Below are 14,619 nucleotides of genomic sequence, written 5' to 3' on the forward strand. Positions count from 1 at the left end.
AATCACAATGAATGCTAATCTTCAACACAATCTGCCCTGTTGACTTTTTGCAAGCTTCGTGTGATAATAAGAGTATATTACTACATTTATTGCGATTTTGCAAGAAGGAAAAGAGCGCAGGACTGCCTTGACTGCGTGCCACTCATAAGAGTAAAAGGAGAAATATTGATGCGTTTAGAAGGACAGGTTGCAATTGTTACAGGAGGTGGCGGAGGTATCGGGAAAGCAACGTGTCTCGCTTTCGCCAAAGAAGGTGCGGATATTGTAATCCCTGAAGTGAATTTAGCGAATGCGGAAGCGGCTTCAGCAGAAATAACTGCGCTCGGTAGGCAGTGTCGTGTGATTGAAACGGATGTAGCGGATGGCGATTCTGTGCGCAAGATGGTTCAGGAAACACTCGACGAGTTCGGACGGATCGATATTTTAGTCAATAATGCTGGTATTTTTAGTTACACGCGTATTGATGCCTGCACGGAAGCGGAATGGGATCGGATGATGGCTGTGAACCTGAAGGGTCCATTTCTGTGTTCACAAGCAGTCATGGAAACGATGAAAACACAACGCTCCGGACGGATCATCAACCTCGGTTCGCTGGCGGGACAGGTCGGCGGCTTGGTCGCTTCTGCCCCGTATTCCGCCTCGAAAGCGGGTGTCATGTGTCTAACGAAATCGTTAGCACGTGTGCTTGGAGAATACGGAATCACGGTGAATTCTATCGCCCCGGGAGTAGCGGCAACAGAGATGGCGAAAAATCATCCAGACATGACAGACCAGATTCCGTTAGGACGGGTTGCCGATGCTTCGGAGATTGCGAGTGTTATCCTTTTCCTCGCCTCAGAAGACGGGCAATATGTGACTGGGGCGACCCTTGATGTCAACGGTGGGATACGAATGGCTTAAGTAGTTTTCATTTATCAGTTGTCAGTTAAGAAGGAGAAAAACATGGAATATAGGACGCTTGGACGTGCAGGTGTAAAGGTCTCGCCGCTCTGCCTCGGGACAATGATGTTCGGTGGACCAACGAACGAAAAGGATTCAATTCGGATTATCCATAAGGCACTGGACGCTGGGATTAACTTTATGGACACGGCGAATGTCTATAACGACGGTGAATCGGAACGAATAATTGGGAAAGCCGTTCGCGATAACCGAGAGAATTGGGTCATCGCCACGAAAGTTCACGGCAATATGGGAGATGACGTGAATTCAAGCGGTTCACACCGTTTTCATATTATGTCGGCAGTCGAAGCGAGTCTCGAACGTCTTGACACAGATCACATCGATGTCTATTACTTGCACCGCTGGGATGCCACCACGCGAATTGAGGAATCCCTACGGGCTTTGGACGATTGTGTGAGACAGGGGAAGGTGCGTTATATCGCCTGTTCCAACTTTCAGGCGTGGCGTATTTGCGAAGCACTCTGGACAAGCGATAAGCAAGGACTGGAAGAGTTCGTGTGTGTCCAACCGCTTTATAACATCGTTAACCGAGACCCTGAAGTAGAATTGTTGCCGTTCTGTGAGAAATATGGCGTGGGGGTTGTGCCGTATAGCCCGTTGGCACGAGGCGTGTTGGCTGGTAAGTATTTGCCCGGCAAAAAGCCACCTACGGGTTCACGAGCAGCACGTAAGGATAGACGCATTTTGCAGACGGAACTCCGCGAGGAGAGCTACGAAGTCGCGCAGAAACTCAAACCCCTCGCAGATGCACACGATAAAACACTGACGCAATTTTCATTGGCGTGGGTGTTGGCAAATCCAATAATTACTTCTGCTATCATCGGACCGCGCACCATGAAACAATTAGAGGATAACTTGGGGTGTTTAGATTGCACGCTAACGGAAGCCGACGAAGCAACTATCAACGAATTGGTCCCGCCGGGTGAACATACTGGTAAAGGGTATAACGATCCGGCGTATCCGGTGTTGGGACGGTTAACACCTGAGCCACGGTAAGATTCTGGAAAAGGCACGGGACTGCTCTTTGACGAGGAAGAAGTTTCTTTTCGGTGCGTCAGAAAGTTTCTTACATCGCCGGAGAGAATATTTCCTAATCTCATAAAGTTGATACCCCAAATCTGTGACGTACTCCTCAATTTCGGCGAAAGTATCACGGTTTGTTTCGCCAACATCTTTCAGCTCCGCCATTAAGAGGGGGGCATGCGTTTTTAAGCAGTGTTCACCGCCGCGTAACACCTCCAATTGATAGCCCTCTACATCGATCTTGATGAAATCCGGAACTGGGAGTTCTCGGATGAGATTGTCAATCGTGTCAAGTGTTACGCGTTCCGATACTGATCGACTATTGACATACTTTAAGGAAGCTGTGCCTTCAGCAAGTCCTGCCTCAGCGTAGTAGAGAGGCCGTTGTTCTATCCTGTCGCTAAGCCCTTTATTGACAACAGTAACATTCGCGAACCGATTTAGAGAGACATTCTCACTGAGATAGCCACAAGTACGCACGGCAGGTTCAAAAGCAACGACAACACCTGACTCTTCAACCCGTGAAGCGAGGAAGCATGTATAAAATCCGATGTTTGCCCCGATGTCCCAACAGATGTCTCCGGGCTGAACCATCTTCAGAAGTTTGGTAACGACATGCCTCTCATCATGCGTGCCGTAAAAATAGAGATATTGGTGCTCAGGATTCGCAAGATTGGCTTTTAATCGGAACCCGTACTTTGTGTCAAAAACAGTGATCGGGTCCTCAGGTGTAATCAAATTCCTTGTTAAGTTTAATAGCAAACGCTTACCGTCAGTAATTGGACACCAACGGAGATAACTGCGGACAAGATAGTTGAGAGGCAGGTTCATCCCCACATCTCAAGTCCTAACAATTTTTTGCCGAGTTCGGTGAGATATGCGGTTTCGCCGGATTCATGCTCTTTTTCTTCTCGTTCGCCGCTGAAGCCCGCCATACGTTCTTTCCATGCGTTGATGCGGCGCTGGCGTGCTTCTGGATTTGCTTCTCCTGTCGGGGACATCGTAATGTATTGCGCGACACGTGGTGCATCGCCGGTGTTGATGCCCGCACTATGTGGCAACGCACTATGCCAAATAACGAGATCACCGGCTTTTCCGGGCACAGGCACTGCGCCGAGTGCGACTAAATCTTGCTGCCTCGGATCAGCATCTTCTGGAAGACTCTTTATCCACGCCTCGATCTTATTGTGGAACCCCGGAACACATGTAAACGCGCCTTGGTTGGCGGCAGTATCGGTCAGATAAAGGACACCTTGGACGTGGAACCGGAAAGGGATGTCTACAGACATATCCCAATGGAGTCCTAGGTTTGTTCGTTCAAATTTTTCGGGAATATTGGGCGGACTCATGCTGGCACGGTCAAAACTCACCCAAAGTTTCTCATTATCCCAAATCTCAGTGAAAGCTTGATGCACACGCGGATACTGACGAGTTGCCCATAGAGCCGGGTGCTGATAGATTTCTACCATGATGCCTTTACGAGGCGGATCGGGATACCAAGTGTCTGGATCGTTGGCATCCATCTCAAGGAAATCCCAGACGGCTTGTGCCACATTCTGTATTAATTCTGGGGGTGCGGCATTGCGGATGACGACATAACCGTTCTCTTCCCAGAACGCGCGATCTTCGGAATTCAAAACAGTCATTTTTAATTTTCCTTGTTTTCTAATTTTCCTTGCGGTGAAATGAAGTGCGTTCCATCTATTACGTACGTTCCTCAAATCTGCCTGCGCCGTTGTTGCAGGCTACCGTTTCAGAATCATAGTAAAGCCCGCAATTACTTATACATCGACAGAGAGGCGAGGTTAGAACCTCGCCAGCGGGGGTGGAGGTTTTCGCTTCTATTGAGATTGCCTCGCAGTGAGAGTTATTTGTAGGTTTTACCATATTAGTATTTTACCCCAACCGGCGTAAAAAAGCCGAGAGAAAAATAACTATCAATCCTAAAATTACAGTGAGATTGAGCCATGATGCTGGCTTTTTCTGAAATACATCAAAGACAGGATAGGGGAACGTCAGAACGATTGCTAATGTGAATATCAAAAAGACAATAAATAGTTTGACCCCCAAAACGAGGATGTAGAGTGAGTAATCTGATATAAACGCCCCAGTAGCGGAGATAGAACGTGCAGTGCGAAAGAAGGTAATGAAATTATACAATCCCGATATGAGGACGGTTAGCAATGCCGTCCAGACGATACCACTGAAACGTCTTAATGCGGATGAGATCAAGATTTCCGGTTTAGGAAGCCGATTGGCAATCGGGAGTAAAACAACACGAAAAAAAAAGAACCCTCCTATCATCAGAACGACAGATCCGACATGTATCCATTGCATTAACGATTTCAGAAACATCTTTTTAATTATTGAGTTTTCGCACCGATTTCTCCGTTGTCGAAATCGGGTTTTCGACGCGTTTTAACGACACAAAAATTAAAACAGTCACCTGTAAGAACGTGCGATGAATGCACGTCGCATGAATCAGAATCAACGGTATGAAGTGCTTATGCACTTCCCCGGGTATGAATGCCTTATGGCATTCCCTACGAACGGTTCTGCTTGTCATCGTGCTATTTATAACCCGACCCCTACTATAGGCATACTGATCCTACGGAGCAGCGGATCAAACTCACATAAAAACATACATAGATATTATGGCAGAAGGGCAGCCGGTTTTGTGCACCGCCTGCCCTTCTTGATTTTCTCGTTCCTATGTTCCAGCCGTTGCAATTTACACCACTGGCTTACCACCAACGGGGTTAAAACAGTTGCGCGACTGCTTACAAGCGTCTGGCGACACAAACTGGTCATCGGGTCCGACATCTTGCATAGTGCAATTGCACCAATAGTGTGAACCCGGATTGTTTTCAACGAGGTTCTGCAAGTTGCCGCCCGGAATGTAAATCGCCTTCGTCCGAAGATACTGGCATATCGGGCGATTAAAGATTGGAAGTGCTTTTCCTTGTAACATATCACTGCTCCTTTAGCTTGCAGCCATCATCGCGGCGCGACTGACGAGATTCTGTGTTAAGGCCACCTTATACGCGTTGTCGTTCAAGGGTTGTGCGTCCTTAACGGCATCGGCACCCGCCTGCTGACTCACCGATTCGTCGATCATCTTGCCGGTGACTGCTGCTTCTGCCTCTTTAGAACGCCAAGGTGCAGGTGCGACCCCGCCGAGAACGATACTGGCGGTTTTACAGGTCTTCCCGTCCATCTCAAAAACGCCAGCAACGCTTGATAACGCGAAGTCGGGTGCACCTTTTTCACGCGCCTTTAAATAGAAACTCCTCGTATTCGGCTTCGGTGCCGGGACACTGACCTCAACAACAATTTCATTGGGTTCAAGCACGTTTTCCCGGAACGGATTCGCAGCCGGTAATGTAAAGAATTCCTCAAGCGACATATTTTTCTCGCCTTCAGGTCCGACGATTTTGACCGAGGCCCCCAAAGCGATCAATGCTGGTGCGAGGTCCGAAGGATGCACAATGTAGACCGGATCGCCACCGAGGATCGCATGATATTTGCTCAAACCATCAACTGCATAACAGATGTCCCCACCCTTTTTCAGACAATCGGTGGCTTCATCCCGGTAGTACCAACATCGCGGACGCTGGCAGAGATTTCCGCCGAGTGTCCCGACGTTTCGGATCTGTGGTGTTGCAACAGAACCGGCAGCTTGCGATAGAACGGTATAGTGATGCTGGAGAGTCGGATGCATAGCGATGTCAGCGACAGTAGCTAATGCCCCGATTTTCAAGCCTGAGGCATCCGCCTCAATGCTATCCATTCCGGGTAACGTCTTGAGATTAACAAGCGTCTTGGGGGTTTCGATGTACTCTTTGAGTTCTGCGAGCAGATCCGTTCCACCGGCGATAAGCATGACTTCGCCCCAACCGCTTTCACTCAAGAGTGACGTGACCTGCTCCAGACTGGTAGCGTTAACGTAACTAAATTTTTCCATCTTTCTAATTTTCCTTGCGGTTCGGTCAGGTGAGTTGAATGAATGAAGTACCTTTCCGTAGATTCGCCTTCCATTTCATTACAGGCTTAGGTTTTTTGATGTTGCGAAGAACATCTTTCTTCCTTATGCCTTGTCAGCGAGTGCGTCAAGAATCTTATCGGGTGTTATCGGCAAAGACCGAATCCGAACGCCGATTGCATTGTAAACGGCATTCGCGATAGCCCCGGGTGTCGGAATACACGGTGGTTCACCAACCCCTGTAACTTTGCGGTGTGTATCGAAAACAATGGATTTAATCTCAGGGATTTCGAGAGTTCCAGGAACCTTGTAATCCTCAAGATTGGCGTTGAGCATTCGACCGGTCTCTGGGTCCATGAACCGCTCTTCAAGCAGTGCCTGCCCCAATCCCATGATAACACCGCCATTAATCTGGCTCTCCGTTGTCAACCTGTTAATCGCCAATCCACAATCCTGAACGGCGACAATTTTGATGACCCTGATAGCACCAGTTTGCGTATCAATTTCAACCTCAGCGAACTGGGTACCTGCGGCACCGTTTTGGCGGAGGTCTTCCTCCCAAGTTCCACCTTCGCTAATGCTCTCCATTCCGAGTTGACCGGTTGCCTGTTTCCACGTAATTGTCTTAGTTCTGTCAGAAACAACGTAGATAGTGCCGGTACCGACACGAAGGTCTCCCACAGGTGCCTCAAGCAAAGGCGCGATGCGTTCAAACAATTTCTGTTTTGCTGCTGCTGCTGCGGTTTTGATAACGGGTGCTACTGACGGGGTTGTTTGACTACCACCACTGCCGCCAGAGGGTAATCCGGGTTGGCTATCACCGACCTTTACACGGACATCGGTAGTATTAAGACCGAATTCTTCGGCAACAATCATTGCAATAACTGTTCGGACACCGGTTCCGATGTCTTGAGTGCCTGTGACAGCTTCAACAGTGCCGTCTGCATTGATAGTGACCCGCGCTTCTGTGCCGCGTCCGCCACCGCCACCCCATTGACCGCTGCCAAGTCCCATGCCCCGTTTTTTCACGCCTGTGCCGGAGCCGGGTACGCTGTTGCGGCGGTGCCATCCTATCTCTTGTGCACCGAGGGTGTATTGTGCCTGACGCACTTCATTTGGATCATTGATACGACGAAACTCTAAGGGGTTCATACCGAGTTTTTCGGCAAGTTCATCCATCAGAGAATCCATCCCGAACGCACCTTGCGGGTGTCCAGGGGCGCGCATGGCGCGTTGGTTACCAGCATTGACAGCCACGTTAACCCGTTCTGCCCGACTGTTTGGGACGTGGTAGACGTAGGGTCCCGTGAAACCGGCCCCACTGGAGATGCCCCCTGTGCCATAGCCCTTCATATCGTAAGCGATAAGTCGCCCGTCGCGTGTTGCGCCGGCGCGAACGTGCTGTGTCATTGAAGGTCTATTGCCAGCAACAAGATGCTCTGCTTTCCGGGTCAGCATTAACTTGACTGCTTTGCCAGTCATACGTGCCAACTCAACCGCGGTGCGTCCCTCTATACCGGGTCCGAATTTGCTCCCAAATCCGCCTCCCATGTGTTCTGTAATGACCCGAACTTGGTTTGCTGGCAATTCAAAGTGCTGCGCGAAATCGTTACGAACCCCAAAAACGCCTTGTGTAGATGCCCAGACGGTAAGATTCTGTTCATCTTCCCATTTTGCGACATGTCCATGTGTTTCCAAGCAGACGTGTGTCTGAACAGGCGTGTGATAGGTAGCTTCGACTTCAACAGCGGCTTCAGCAAATCCGGCATTGATGTCGCCGTCTTCCCTGACATTCGGTTCGCTCTGATTGCCCGCCCAATCCTCTCGGATCTGCGGCGCGCCATCTGCCATCGCCTCCGCTTCTGTGACGACGTGCGGCAATTCCTCCAAGTCAACATGAATGAGGCGGATCGCGTCCTTAGCGATGTCATCTGTTTCAGCGGCAACAGCAGCAATTTCTTGCCCTTGGTACCGGAGTTTATTCCCCACTTCAATGAGCGGGATAACAGCCTTGACCCCGGGTAACGCCTCTGCTTCGCTCAGATCAATACCCATAACGGTAGCGTGTGCGGTTTCAGAACGCAAGATGCGTCCGTAAAGCATACCCGGTTCATTGATGTCAAAAGTATACTTCGCTTTTCCAGTGACTTTATCCTTACCGGACAAACGGGTTACCCGTTTTCCGATGAGGCGAGATTCACTTGCTTCTCCCCATGATGCCATGCGTTTTCCTCCTATAGCCAACTGCCCCATTAGAGCGGCGGGCTCTTGCGTCTCGCAAGTCAATCCTTGCTTTCAAATCACATCTTCCGTGATGCGGTTTTGACAGCATCAAAGATGAATGGATAGGTTCCACAGCGACACGTGTTGCCAGACAAGCCGACTTTAATTTCTTCAAGCGTCGGACTCGAGTTGTCGTTCAACAGTGCTGCGGATGAGACGATGAAACCGGGTGTGCAGAATCCACACATCAGCGCGTCGTGTTGGATGAATGCTTCCTGAACGGGGTGCAAGTCGTCGCCGTTTGCTAATCCCTCGACGGTTGTTATCTGCTTGCCCTGTGCATCAATTGCGAGCATCATACAAGCATAGACCGACTTCCCATCTACCATGACGGTACAGCCACCACATTCACCACGATCGCAAATTAGTTTGGCCCCAGTTAAGTCGACGTTGTTCCCGCTTGTATCAATTCCATCACGCAAAACTGTTAGAAGCGTTGTTCGCGCTTCCACCTCGACTTGATACGATTTACCGTTGATATTGAGTTCGATTGTCGCATTCGCGATAGCGTCGCCGGCTTGGGCCTCGGCGGCTTTCTCACTGCCGATCAAGACGCTTGGTGCAACAGTTGCGGCAACGGTGCCTGTACCTACGCCTTTCAAAAAGTTCCGGCGCGAGATGTTCGTTCCCTGCTTTTTATCTTTATCAGGCATGCGGTACCTCCTTCAATTGTGAGTTCGGATTAACATTATGTTCATCGCGTTGGTTAAAAAATTCGTTATCTATCAATTTCTGTCAATATAGCATACTTGACGTTTTTTATCAAGAAAAAAAACGAATCGGACGTAATTAGGTTTCAGTTGTTGGTTTCAGAATCAGGATTTACAGGATTCTATGATTTGCAGGAGAATGAAGAGATACGGTTACCACTTCCGACAGCAAAGGATAGAACAAAGGAAAAATGGAAAACGGAATGGATGGCGCGATTCAAAACATCCGATGTATTTTTTTAACCGCTGTGTTTCAAGAATTAGTGTTCTTTGCGGCAGTAGTCTATCAGACCAAACGCGATGGGATTGCAGGTTGTTCCTACCATTTATTCTCTAAATTCTCCTATGGTAGACACGAAAAATTGATTGGCAATTTTTGCCAGAATAGGGTATCATATTAATGCACTCATAAGACTCATCGCAAGCACAATATTACAAGGTGGCGTTTCGCCTACCCTATTTTAAAGAAAAAGGAGCTATCATGGCTGGAAACACATTTGAAATTAGTGACGATACGTTTGAAGGAATGGTACTCACATCAGACACACCCGTTGTTGTCGACTTTTGGGCAGAGTGGTGCGGTCCGTGCAAAATGATTGCCCCCATTTTGGATGAACTCGCCGGTGAGAACACTGAGACATTTAAAGTTGGAAAAGTAAATGTTGATGACAATCGTCAGACCGCGATGCAGTACGGTGTTCGGAGCATCCCGACGCTGCTCGTTTTCAAAGACGGCAAAGTTGCGGGGCAGATTGTCGGCGCGATGCCCAAAGATGCACTCAAGAAGAAAATCTTAGACGTCCTATAAGCACGTCCCGTTCGTAATCACACCTCTGGAGAATGGAAGTTTTGTCAATCAGATTCGCCCTTCCATTCTCCCACCTTCCCATCCTGCTACCCTTCAAGGTTCACTATGTTTTGGCAAATCGTCTATAACCTATTTGCTGTCCCTGCCATGTTTGTCGGTTTTTACAGTGCGGGGTGCTGCAATCCTAAGATTCAGGAAGGTATCAAAGGACGAAAACGAGTGTTTGCGGAACTATCAGATCAACTCCAGACCGCTCGACCCCTGGAGAAAACAGTATGGTTTCACTTTACCTCTGTCGGCGAATTTGAACAGGCAAAACCCCTTATCGAAGCGATTTACACAGAGACCCGAATTGTTTTAACCTTCTTTTCACCCTCCGTCGCACCAAACGCGAAGTCTTATCCCTACGCAGATGCCGCTGTTTACCTTCCGTTGGATACACCTCGCAACGCGGAACGTTTGATACGTCTCATCGAACCTACGTTGATCGTCTTTTCCAAATTCGATATTTGGCCTAACCTCGTCTGGAAAACTTCTAAATACGGTATTCCCATTATCGTTGTCGCGGGAACGCTACACGCTGAATCAAAACGGTTGTCTCGTTTCGCGAAGCCGTTTTTTCGGAGTGTCCACCGGCACATCCGAGTACATTGTGCGATTTCGGAAGGGGATGCGGCGCGCTTTCAAGAACTCTGTTCGCCAACACATGAGATCATTGTCACCGGCGATACCCGCTATGAGCAAGTCTACCGACGGGCAACAACCGTTGAACCCGACACCGATTTTTTCCCCGGGCAAGCAACTTTAAAACGTCCCATTCTTATCGCTGGTAGCACCTATACAGAAGACGAGAAGGTATTGTTATCGGCATATCAGTTGCTGCGCCAAAACACACCTACTGATTTTCCACACCTCATTTTGGTCCCGCACGAACCGACACCTGAACGGATAAATGAGATCCGCGGACATTTGGATCGAGAGGGATTGATATATCTCCACTTTTCTGAACTTAAGTCTGAAACAGATTTATCGGTGGTAGATATCCTCATCGTTGATAGGGTAGGACTTCTTGCGAAGTTATATGGGTTGGCAGACATAGCATTTGTCGGTGGGAGTTTCCGCGGAAGTGTTCACAACGTGATGGAACCCGCTGCGATGGCGAAGCCTGTCCTGTTCGGTCCGACCATACAGAACGCGTATGAAGCGTCTTTGCTCGTGGAGCGAGGTGGCGGAAAATTGGTTCACACTGCACGACAATTAGCAGATGCTATTACCGTATGGCTGAATGATATAACTGCGAGGGAGATAGCGGGCAGTATTGGGAAGCAATTGATTGAGGAAAATCTGGGAGCGGTGGATCGGACTTTGGAGTATTTGCGGGAGTATGTGTAAAAATAGAGAAGGGACTAACCACCTAACGCGGCGAGGGCATTTCTCCCTCCACCTGTGTCTGGTATCGGATTTTAAGGACTGGACGTAGGTTTTCATCATCTGATTCTTTTGATGAAAAAACGATAGGGGCACTGCCATCACGCAAGGCAAAGAGGTACCCGTAGTTGTAATCGGGATTCGCTACCCAAAAACGGACAGCGTCGGTGAGCAGATCACTTTTGAATACATAATGTTTCCCTGCTCCCTGAATTTCACACGTGCCATCAATCCGATGGGCGACATCTTCAGAACCGTTGTAATCGCTTTCATTATCGCCGTCTATGCCTGACAACACCGCTTGCGCGGGAGGTCTATTCCACGGGAGATTGCGATGCAACGCACTGTTATAGGTGAGTTCGTTATCTTCTGCGCGTTCGGAGATACCTCTGCCCTCTCGCCACGGGAGCAACACGCGGCGGAAGATGACGGTCTGCGCAGTATCACACTGCTGGACATGTAGACTTATCGTTGCATCTAAGACTTGTGTCGGTTCCCGGATACCCATATCTTCAAATGCATCATACATGTCAAAAGCGACGAAGAAAACATTACCCGTCGGATTACACACGAGCGTCGGTTCGGCACCTGAATTGTTGTTTCGCGTCTTGCGATCTTTATTGACAATCAGGCTCGTGTCTTGCAAGCCTCCAGAGAATGTAACGGCGTCGCCTGCACCGAAAGTTATCTCGTTTGTAGATGGAAGAGTTAGCACTATTCCTGTTTGTGAATTGGGGAGTGTGAGGTGATAGGTTTCCTCGACCTCTAACGGCGAAATGAGGAGCAGGACGCGATCGAGTCGTTGATCAAGCAGAGCGTATTCGAGTTGGACATCTGGTGTAATTTGATAATTACCAAGGTCTTCTGCGGTCTCTGCCTGTAATTGCCCATCAAATTGCAACTGAATTGCGGTTTGTGATAGCAGTGTCGCCTTCAGCAGTTTTGGGGAATCCGCTGAATTGGCGACTAAAATGGGGTAAAATAGCAGAAAGAGAAATATTGAGAATTTGTCTGTTACGCCACGATAGATTTTCAAGATGGATCTCCGACATTGTTTATCGCGACCGGAGGTCGCTTCTACAAGAATAGCAGTCAGCAGTCAGCGGTCAGAAATATAAGTGTCGGGAATCGGAGTTCCCTCCTACAAATTAGCCATCAGCAGTCAGCAATCAGCGGTCAGAAATATAAGTGTCGGGAATCGGAGTTCCCTTCTACAGAAGCATTGTTTCTACGGGACATCCGCTGTGATCAAGACGGCATTCAGGACTTCCCGTTCTCGCTGTCCTGATGGCTTATTGAGGACCGCATCGTTAACGACAAAGGTGCTGGAGGAACCACCATCGAGATTAATCGCATCGGTTGCCCCGAGGTCAATGAAAATGCTGGCGAGTTCGTAGAGGGTTAATCCAGTGCTATACTTCGGTTGCCGTCCGTCTGCGACAATTAAAAAGAGCGTGTCCGCGTTGTATCCAAGCGCAGTGCGGGGTTCATGGCTCAGATTCAACACTGATGCGCGTTTGCCGGGGGTATGCCGCTTTTCAGCGCGATGCATCTCCACAAGCGTCTCATTGATTTTACCATTCTTAAGGAGTCGGAGTCGCCCGCCAATAGCGTGCTGAACTCGATTCCATTCCGGTGGTGAGAGCGTAACGGTAAACGTGCCACTCGCGCCAGTATTAAACTCGGAAACGCCCGAATCTTTCAACCGCGTGCTAATCCAAAGAATTGCCCCGTCCCTCGGGATTGTGCTATCTCCATCGCGTGAGACTCCCTCCACACGGTAGGAATGTGTATAATTCGGGGTTAGAGGGAGCGGAAACCCGCCGATTACAATTTCTGTGCCTCGGCGACGGTTGGTATGGGTTGATTTACCGAGTCGTGGCGTGTAGAGCGTCACCTGACATCCATCAAGCCGTCGTTGATTAACACATCCGAGGGGTAGCGTGTGCGCGCCTATTTGCACGCTTGCTTTCATTTCCACGGGAGTGCTCAGAAATTCACCAGACTCGGTGACACCGAAGCATGCCTCGGTATCTGTAGGCTGGGTGATGAGTTCACCGTCTTGAACATGCAAACTCTCTAATACGCCCCCGTAACCGCGCATATCACCGAGTACACCGAATCCACCATTAACTGCGACAAGGACACGGCGATCCCCGCGTTGGTTCCGACGGTTTGCCATAGACCGAACGGTTTCTTTTCCGAGTACTTGGGCATTCGCAAGTGCTACCTCAAAGTGGAGTGTCGGTTCATGGCGGGACATTTCAGCGACATAAAGGACACACGTTTCGATGTCCCAATCGTAACGGTAAAGATGGAGCCCTCGTGCGAAATCCGGAAATAACGTTTTTTTCTCGCCACCGGACTGTGCGGTAGCGGGAACTGTCATCAACAGGAACAGTAAAGAGATGATCGCCCGGAATCTACGCATTACGAAAAATCTCAACGGCAAAATAATCAATGGGTTGCTCTATAGGGGGACGCAGCTTCTTGACGATGAGATGGATCTCATTTACTGCGAATTGTTCTAAAATCACTGTAGCGATTTTCTCAGCGAGTGCCTCAATGAGTTGGAACGACTGCTGCGTGCCGATGTCAATGATGCAAGTGACGACTTCAGCGTAATCGACGGTATCAGCGAGTGCGTCTGTCCTGCCGGGGTTCGCAAGTGGACACCCCAAGGTCGCATCAACCTCATAATGGCCACCGACGTGGCGTTCCGCTTCCGGAACGCCGTGGTGACCATGAAATCGAATCCCTTTGAGGATAATTTTATCCATGACTACTATTCTTCGGGAATTTCTCCAAAGGTATGAGCAGGCTCGATTAAGTCTTTAACCTGTTTTCCGTGCTTTCCTCCGGTGTAATCAATAGATCGAATTTTCCAGTCCTCACCATCCTTATTCAGTTCGGAAATTAGATCGCCCTTCTGATTTCCCCAAGTATATTCACCTCGCAAAATGGCTTTCTTGCCTCTGCCATCAATAGCGATGTAAATGATGTCAACCGCCATCTTCCCACCGCGGAGCCGGAATATTCCGTCCCATGCTTTGCTGACTGCCTTTCCGCCTTCGTTTTTTTCAAAGGTCCCCGCCCAGAACGTCCAAGCGGTAAAAATGTCTTTGCTCTCGCCGGGTAGCCACACGTCCGTTAGCGCGTCAACATCTTGGTCGCCGTGGGCAAGAGCATATTCCGCGTAAAGGTCGCGGATCGCTTGCTCTTCGGCGGCAAAGTCAATATCTCTTCCAACAACTACATCGGGTTGCGTTGATTCGGTGGATGTCGTTGTCGGCTGGGTTTGCTTATCGGGTGCTTCTGTTTCATCATCAGTGTCGCCGCCGCAAGCCATGAGCCCAACGACAAGCAAAACGAGGATGAAATAATAAATAGCTTTCGGTTTCATACTGTCTTCTCTCCTCTGTTGA

Annotated in this window: 15 protein-coding genes; 4 read left to right on the forward strand and 11 right to left on the reverse strand. The window is 49.2% G+C overall.

Annotated elements, in window-relative coordinates:
* Positions 1-168: 168 nt before the first annotated feature.
* A complete protein-coding gene (locus J4G07_03465) occupies positions 169-900 on the forward strand; it encodes a 3-oxoacyl-ACP reductase FabG (protein MCE2413042.1) in 732 nt (243 codons plus the stop codon).
* 42 nt (positions 901-942) lie between these two features.
* Entirely contained in the window at positions 943-1,956 is a 1,014-nt protein-coding gene (locus J4G07_03470) for an aldo/keto reductase (GenBank protein MCE2413043.1), read from the forward strand.
* On the opposite strand, the gene J4G07_03475 is transcribed toward J4G07_03470, so the two are convergent.
* The 7 genes from J4G07_03475 to J4G07_03505 all read right to left on the reverse strand — a co-directional run bounded on the left by J4G07_03475 (position 1,936) and on the right by J4G07_03505 (position 8,901).
* On the reverse strand, positions 1,936-2,814 hold the full coding sequence (locus tag J4G07_03475) for an FkbM family methyltransferase (protein ID MCE2413044.1): 879 nt from the start codon (positions 2,812-2,814) through the stop codon (positions 1,936-1,938). The genes J4G07_03470 and J4G07_03475 overlap by 21 nt on opposite strands.
* On the reverse strand, positions 2,811-3,629 hold the full coding sequence (locus J4G07_03480) for a phytanoyl-CoA dioxygenase family protein (protein MCE2413045.1): 819 nt from the start codon (positions 3,627-3,629) through the stop codon (positions 2,811-2,813). Before J4G07_03480 ends, J4G07_03475 begins: the two co-directional genes overlap by 4 nt.
* A gap of 250 nt (positions 3,630-3,879) precedes the next feature.
* A complete protein-coding gene (locus tag J4G07_03485; protein MCE2413046.1) occupies positions 3,880-4,320 on the reverse strand; it encodes a hypothetical protein in 441 nt (146 codons plus the stop codon).
* A gap of 394 nt (positions 4,321-4,714) precedes the next feature.
* Positions 4,715-4,954, reverse strand: a complete 240-nt coding sequence (locus J4G07_03490) for a hypothetical protein (GenBank protein ID MCE2413047.1) — start codon at positions 4,952-4,954, stop codon at positions 4,715-4,717.
* A gap of 12 nt (positions 4,955-4,966) precedes the next feature.
* Positions 4,967-5,947, reverse strand: coding sequence for a xanthine dehydrogenase family protein subunit M (locus J4G07_03495; protein ID MCE2413048.1), 981 nt, complete (start codon positions 5,945-5,947; stop codon positions 4,967-4,969).
* A 123-nt stretch (positions 5,948-6,070) separates the two neighbouring features.
* The gene (locus tag J4G07_03500; protein MCE2413049.1) at positions 6,071-8,188 is read right to left on the reverse strand and encodes a xanthine dehydrogenase family protein molybdopterin-binding subunit; all 2,118 of its coding nucleotides are present in this window, start codon (positions 8,186-8,188) and stop codon (positions 6,071-6,073) included.
* 77 nt (positions 8,189-8,265) lie between these two features.
* Positions 8,266-8,901, reverse strand: a complete 636-nt coding sequence (locus tag J4G07_03505; protein MCE2413050.1) for a twin-arginine translocation signal domain-containing protein — start codon at positions 8,899-8,901, stop codon at positions 8,266-8,268.
* Between the two features lie 538 nt (positions 8,902-9,439).
* Between J4G07_03505 and trxA the strand changes: the two genes are divergently transcribed.
* On the forward strand, positions 9,440-9,766 hold the full coding sequence (trxA, locus tag J4G07_03510) for a thioredoxin (protein ID MCE2413051.1): 327 nt from the start codon (positions 9,440-9,442) through the stop codon (positions 9,764-9,766).
* Between the two features lie 105 nt (positions 9,767-9,871).
* Positions 9,872-11,158, forward strand: a complete 1,287-nt coding sequence (locus tag J4G07_03515) for a hypothetical protein (protein ID MCE2413052.1) — start codon at positions 9,872-9,874, stop codon at positions 11,156-11,158.
* 22 nt (positions 11,159-11,180) lie between these two features.
* On the opposite strand, the gene J4G07_03520 is transcribed toward J4G07_03515, so the two are convergent.
* From J4G07_03520 to J4G07_03535, 4 genes are all read right to left on the reverse strand, one after another.
* On the reverse strand, positions 11,181-12,230 hold the full coding sequence (locus tag J4G07_03520) for a hypothetical protein (protein ID MCE2413053.1): 1,050 nt from the start codon (positions 12,228-12,230) through the stop codon (positions 11,181-11,183).
* 192 nt (positions 12,231-12,422) lie between these two features.
* A complete protein-coding gene (locus J4G07_03525; protein ID MCE2413054.1) occupies positions 12,423-13,625 on the reverse strand; it encodes a phosphodiester glycosidase family protein in 1,203 nt (400 codons plus the stop codon).
* Positions 13,618-13,974 (reverse strand): dihydroneopterin aldolase, encoded by a 357-nt coding sequence (folB, locus tag J4G07_03530; protein ID MCE2413055.1) that lies wholly within the window; start codon positions 13,972-13,974, stop codon positions 13,618-13,620. The genes J4G07_03525 and folB overlap by 8 nt, the downstream gene beginning before the upstream one ends.
* A 5-nt stretch (positions 13,975-13,979) precedes the next feature.
* Complete coding sequence (locus J4G07_03535) at positions 13,980-14,597, reverse strand: hypothetical protein (protein ID MCE2413056.1); 618 nt, start codon at positions 14,595-14,597, stop codon at positions 13,980-13,982.
* Positions 14,598-14,619: the final 22 nt, after the last annotated feature.

Source organism: Candidatus Poribacteria bacterium (assembly GCA_021295715.1).
Lineage (GTDB): Bacteria > Poribacteria > WGA-4E > WGA-4E > WGA-3G > WGA-3G.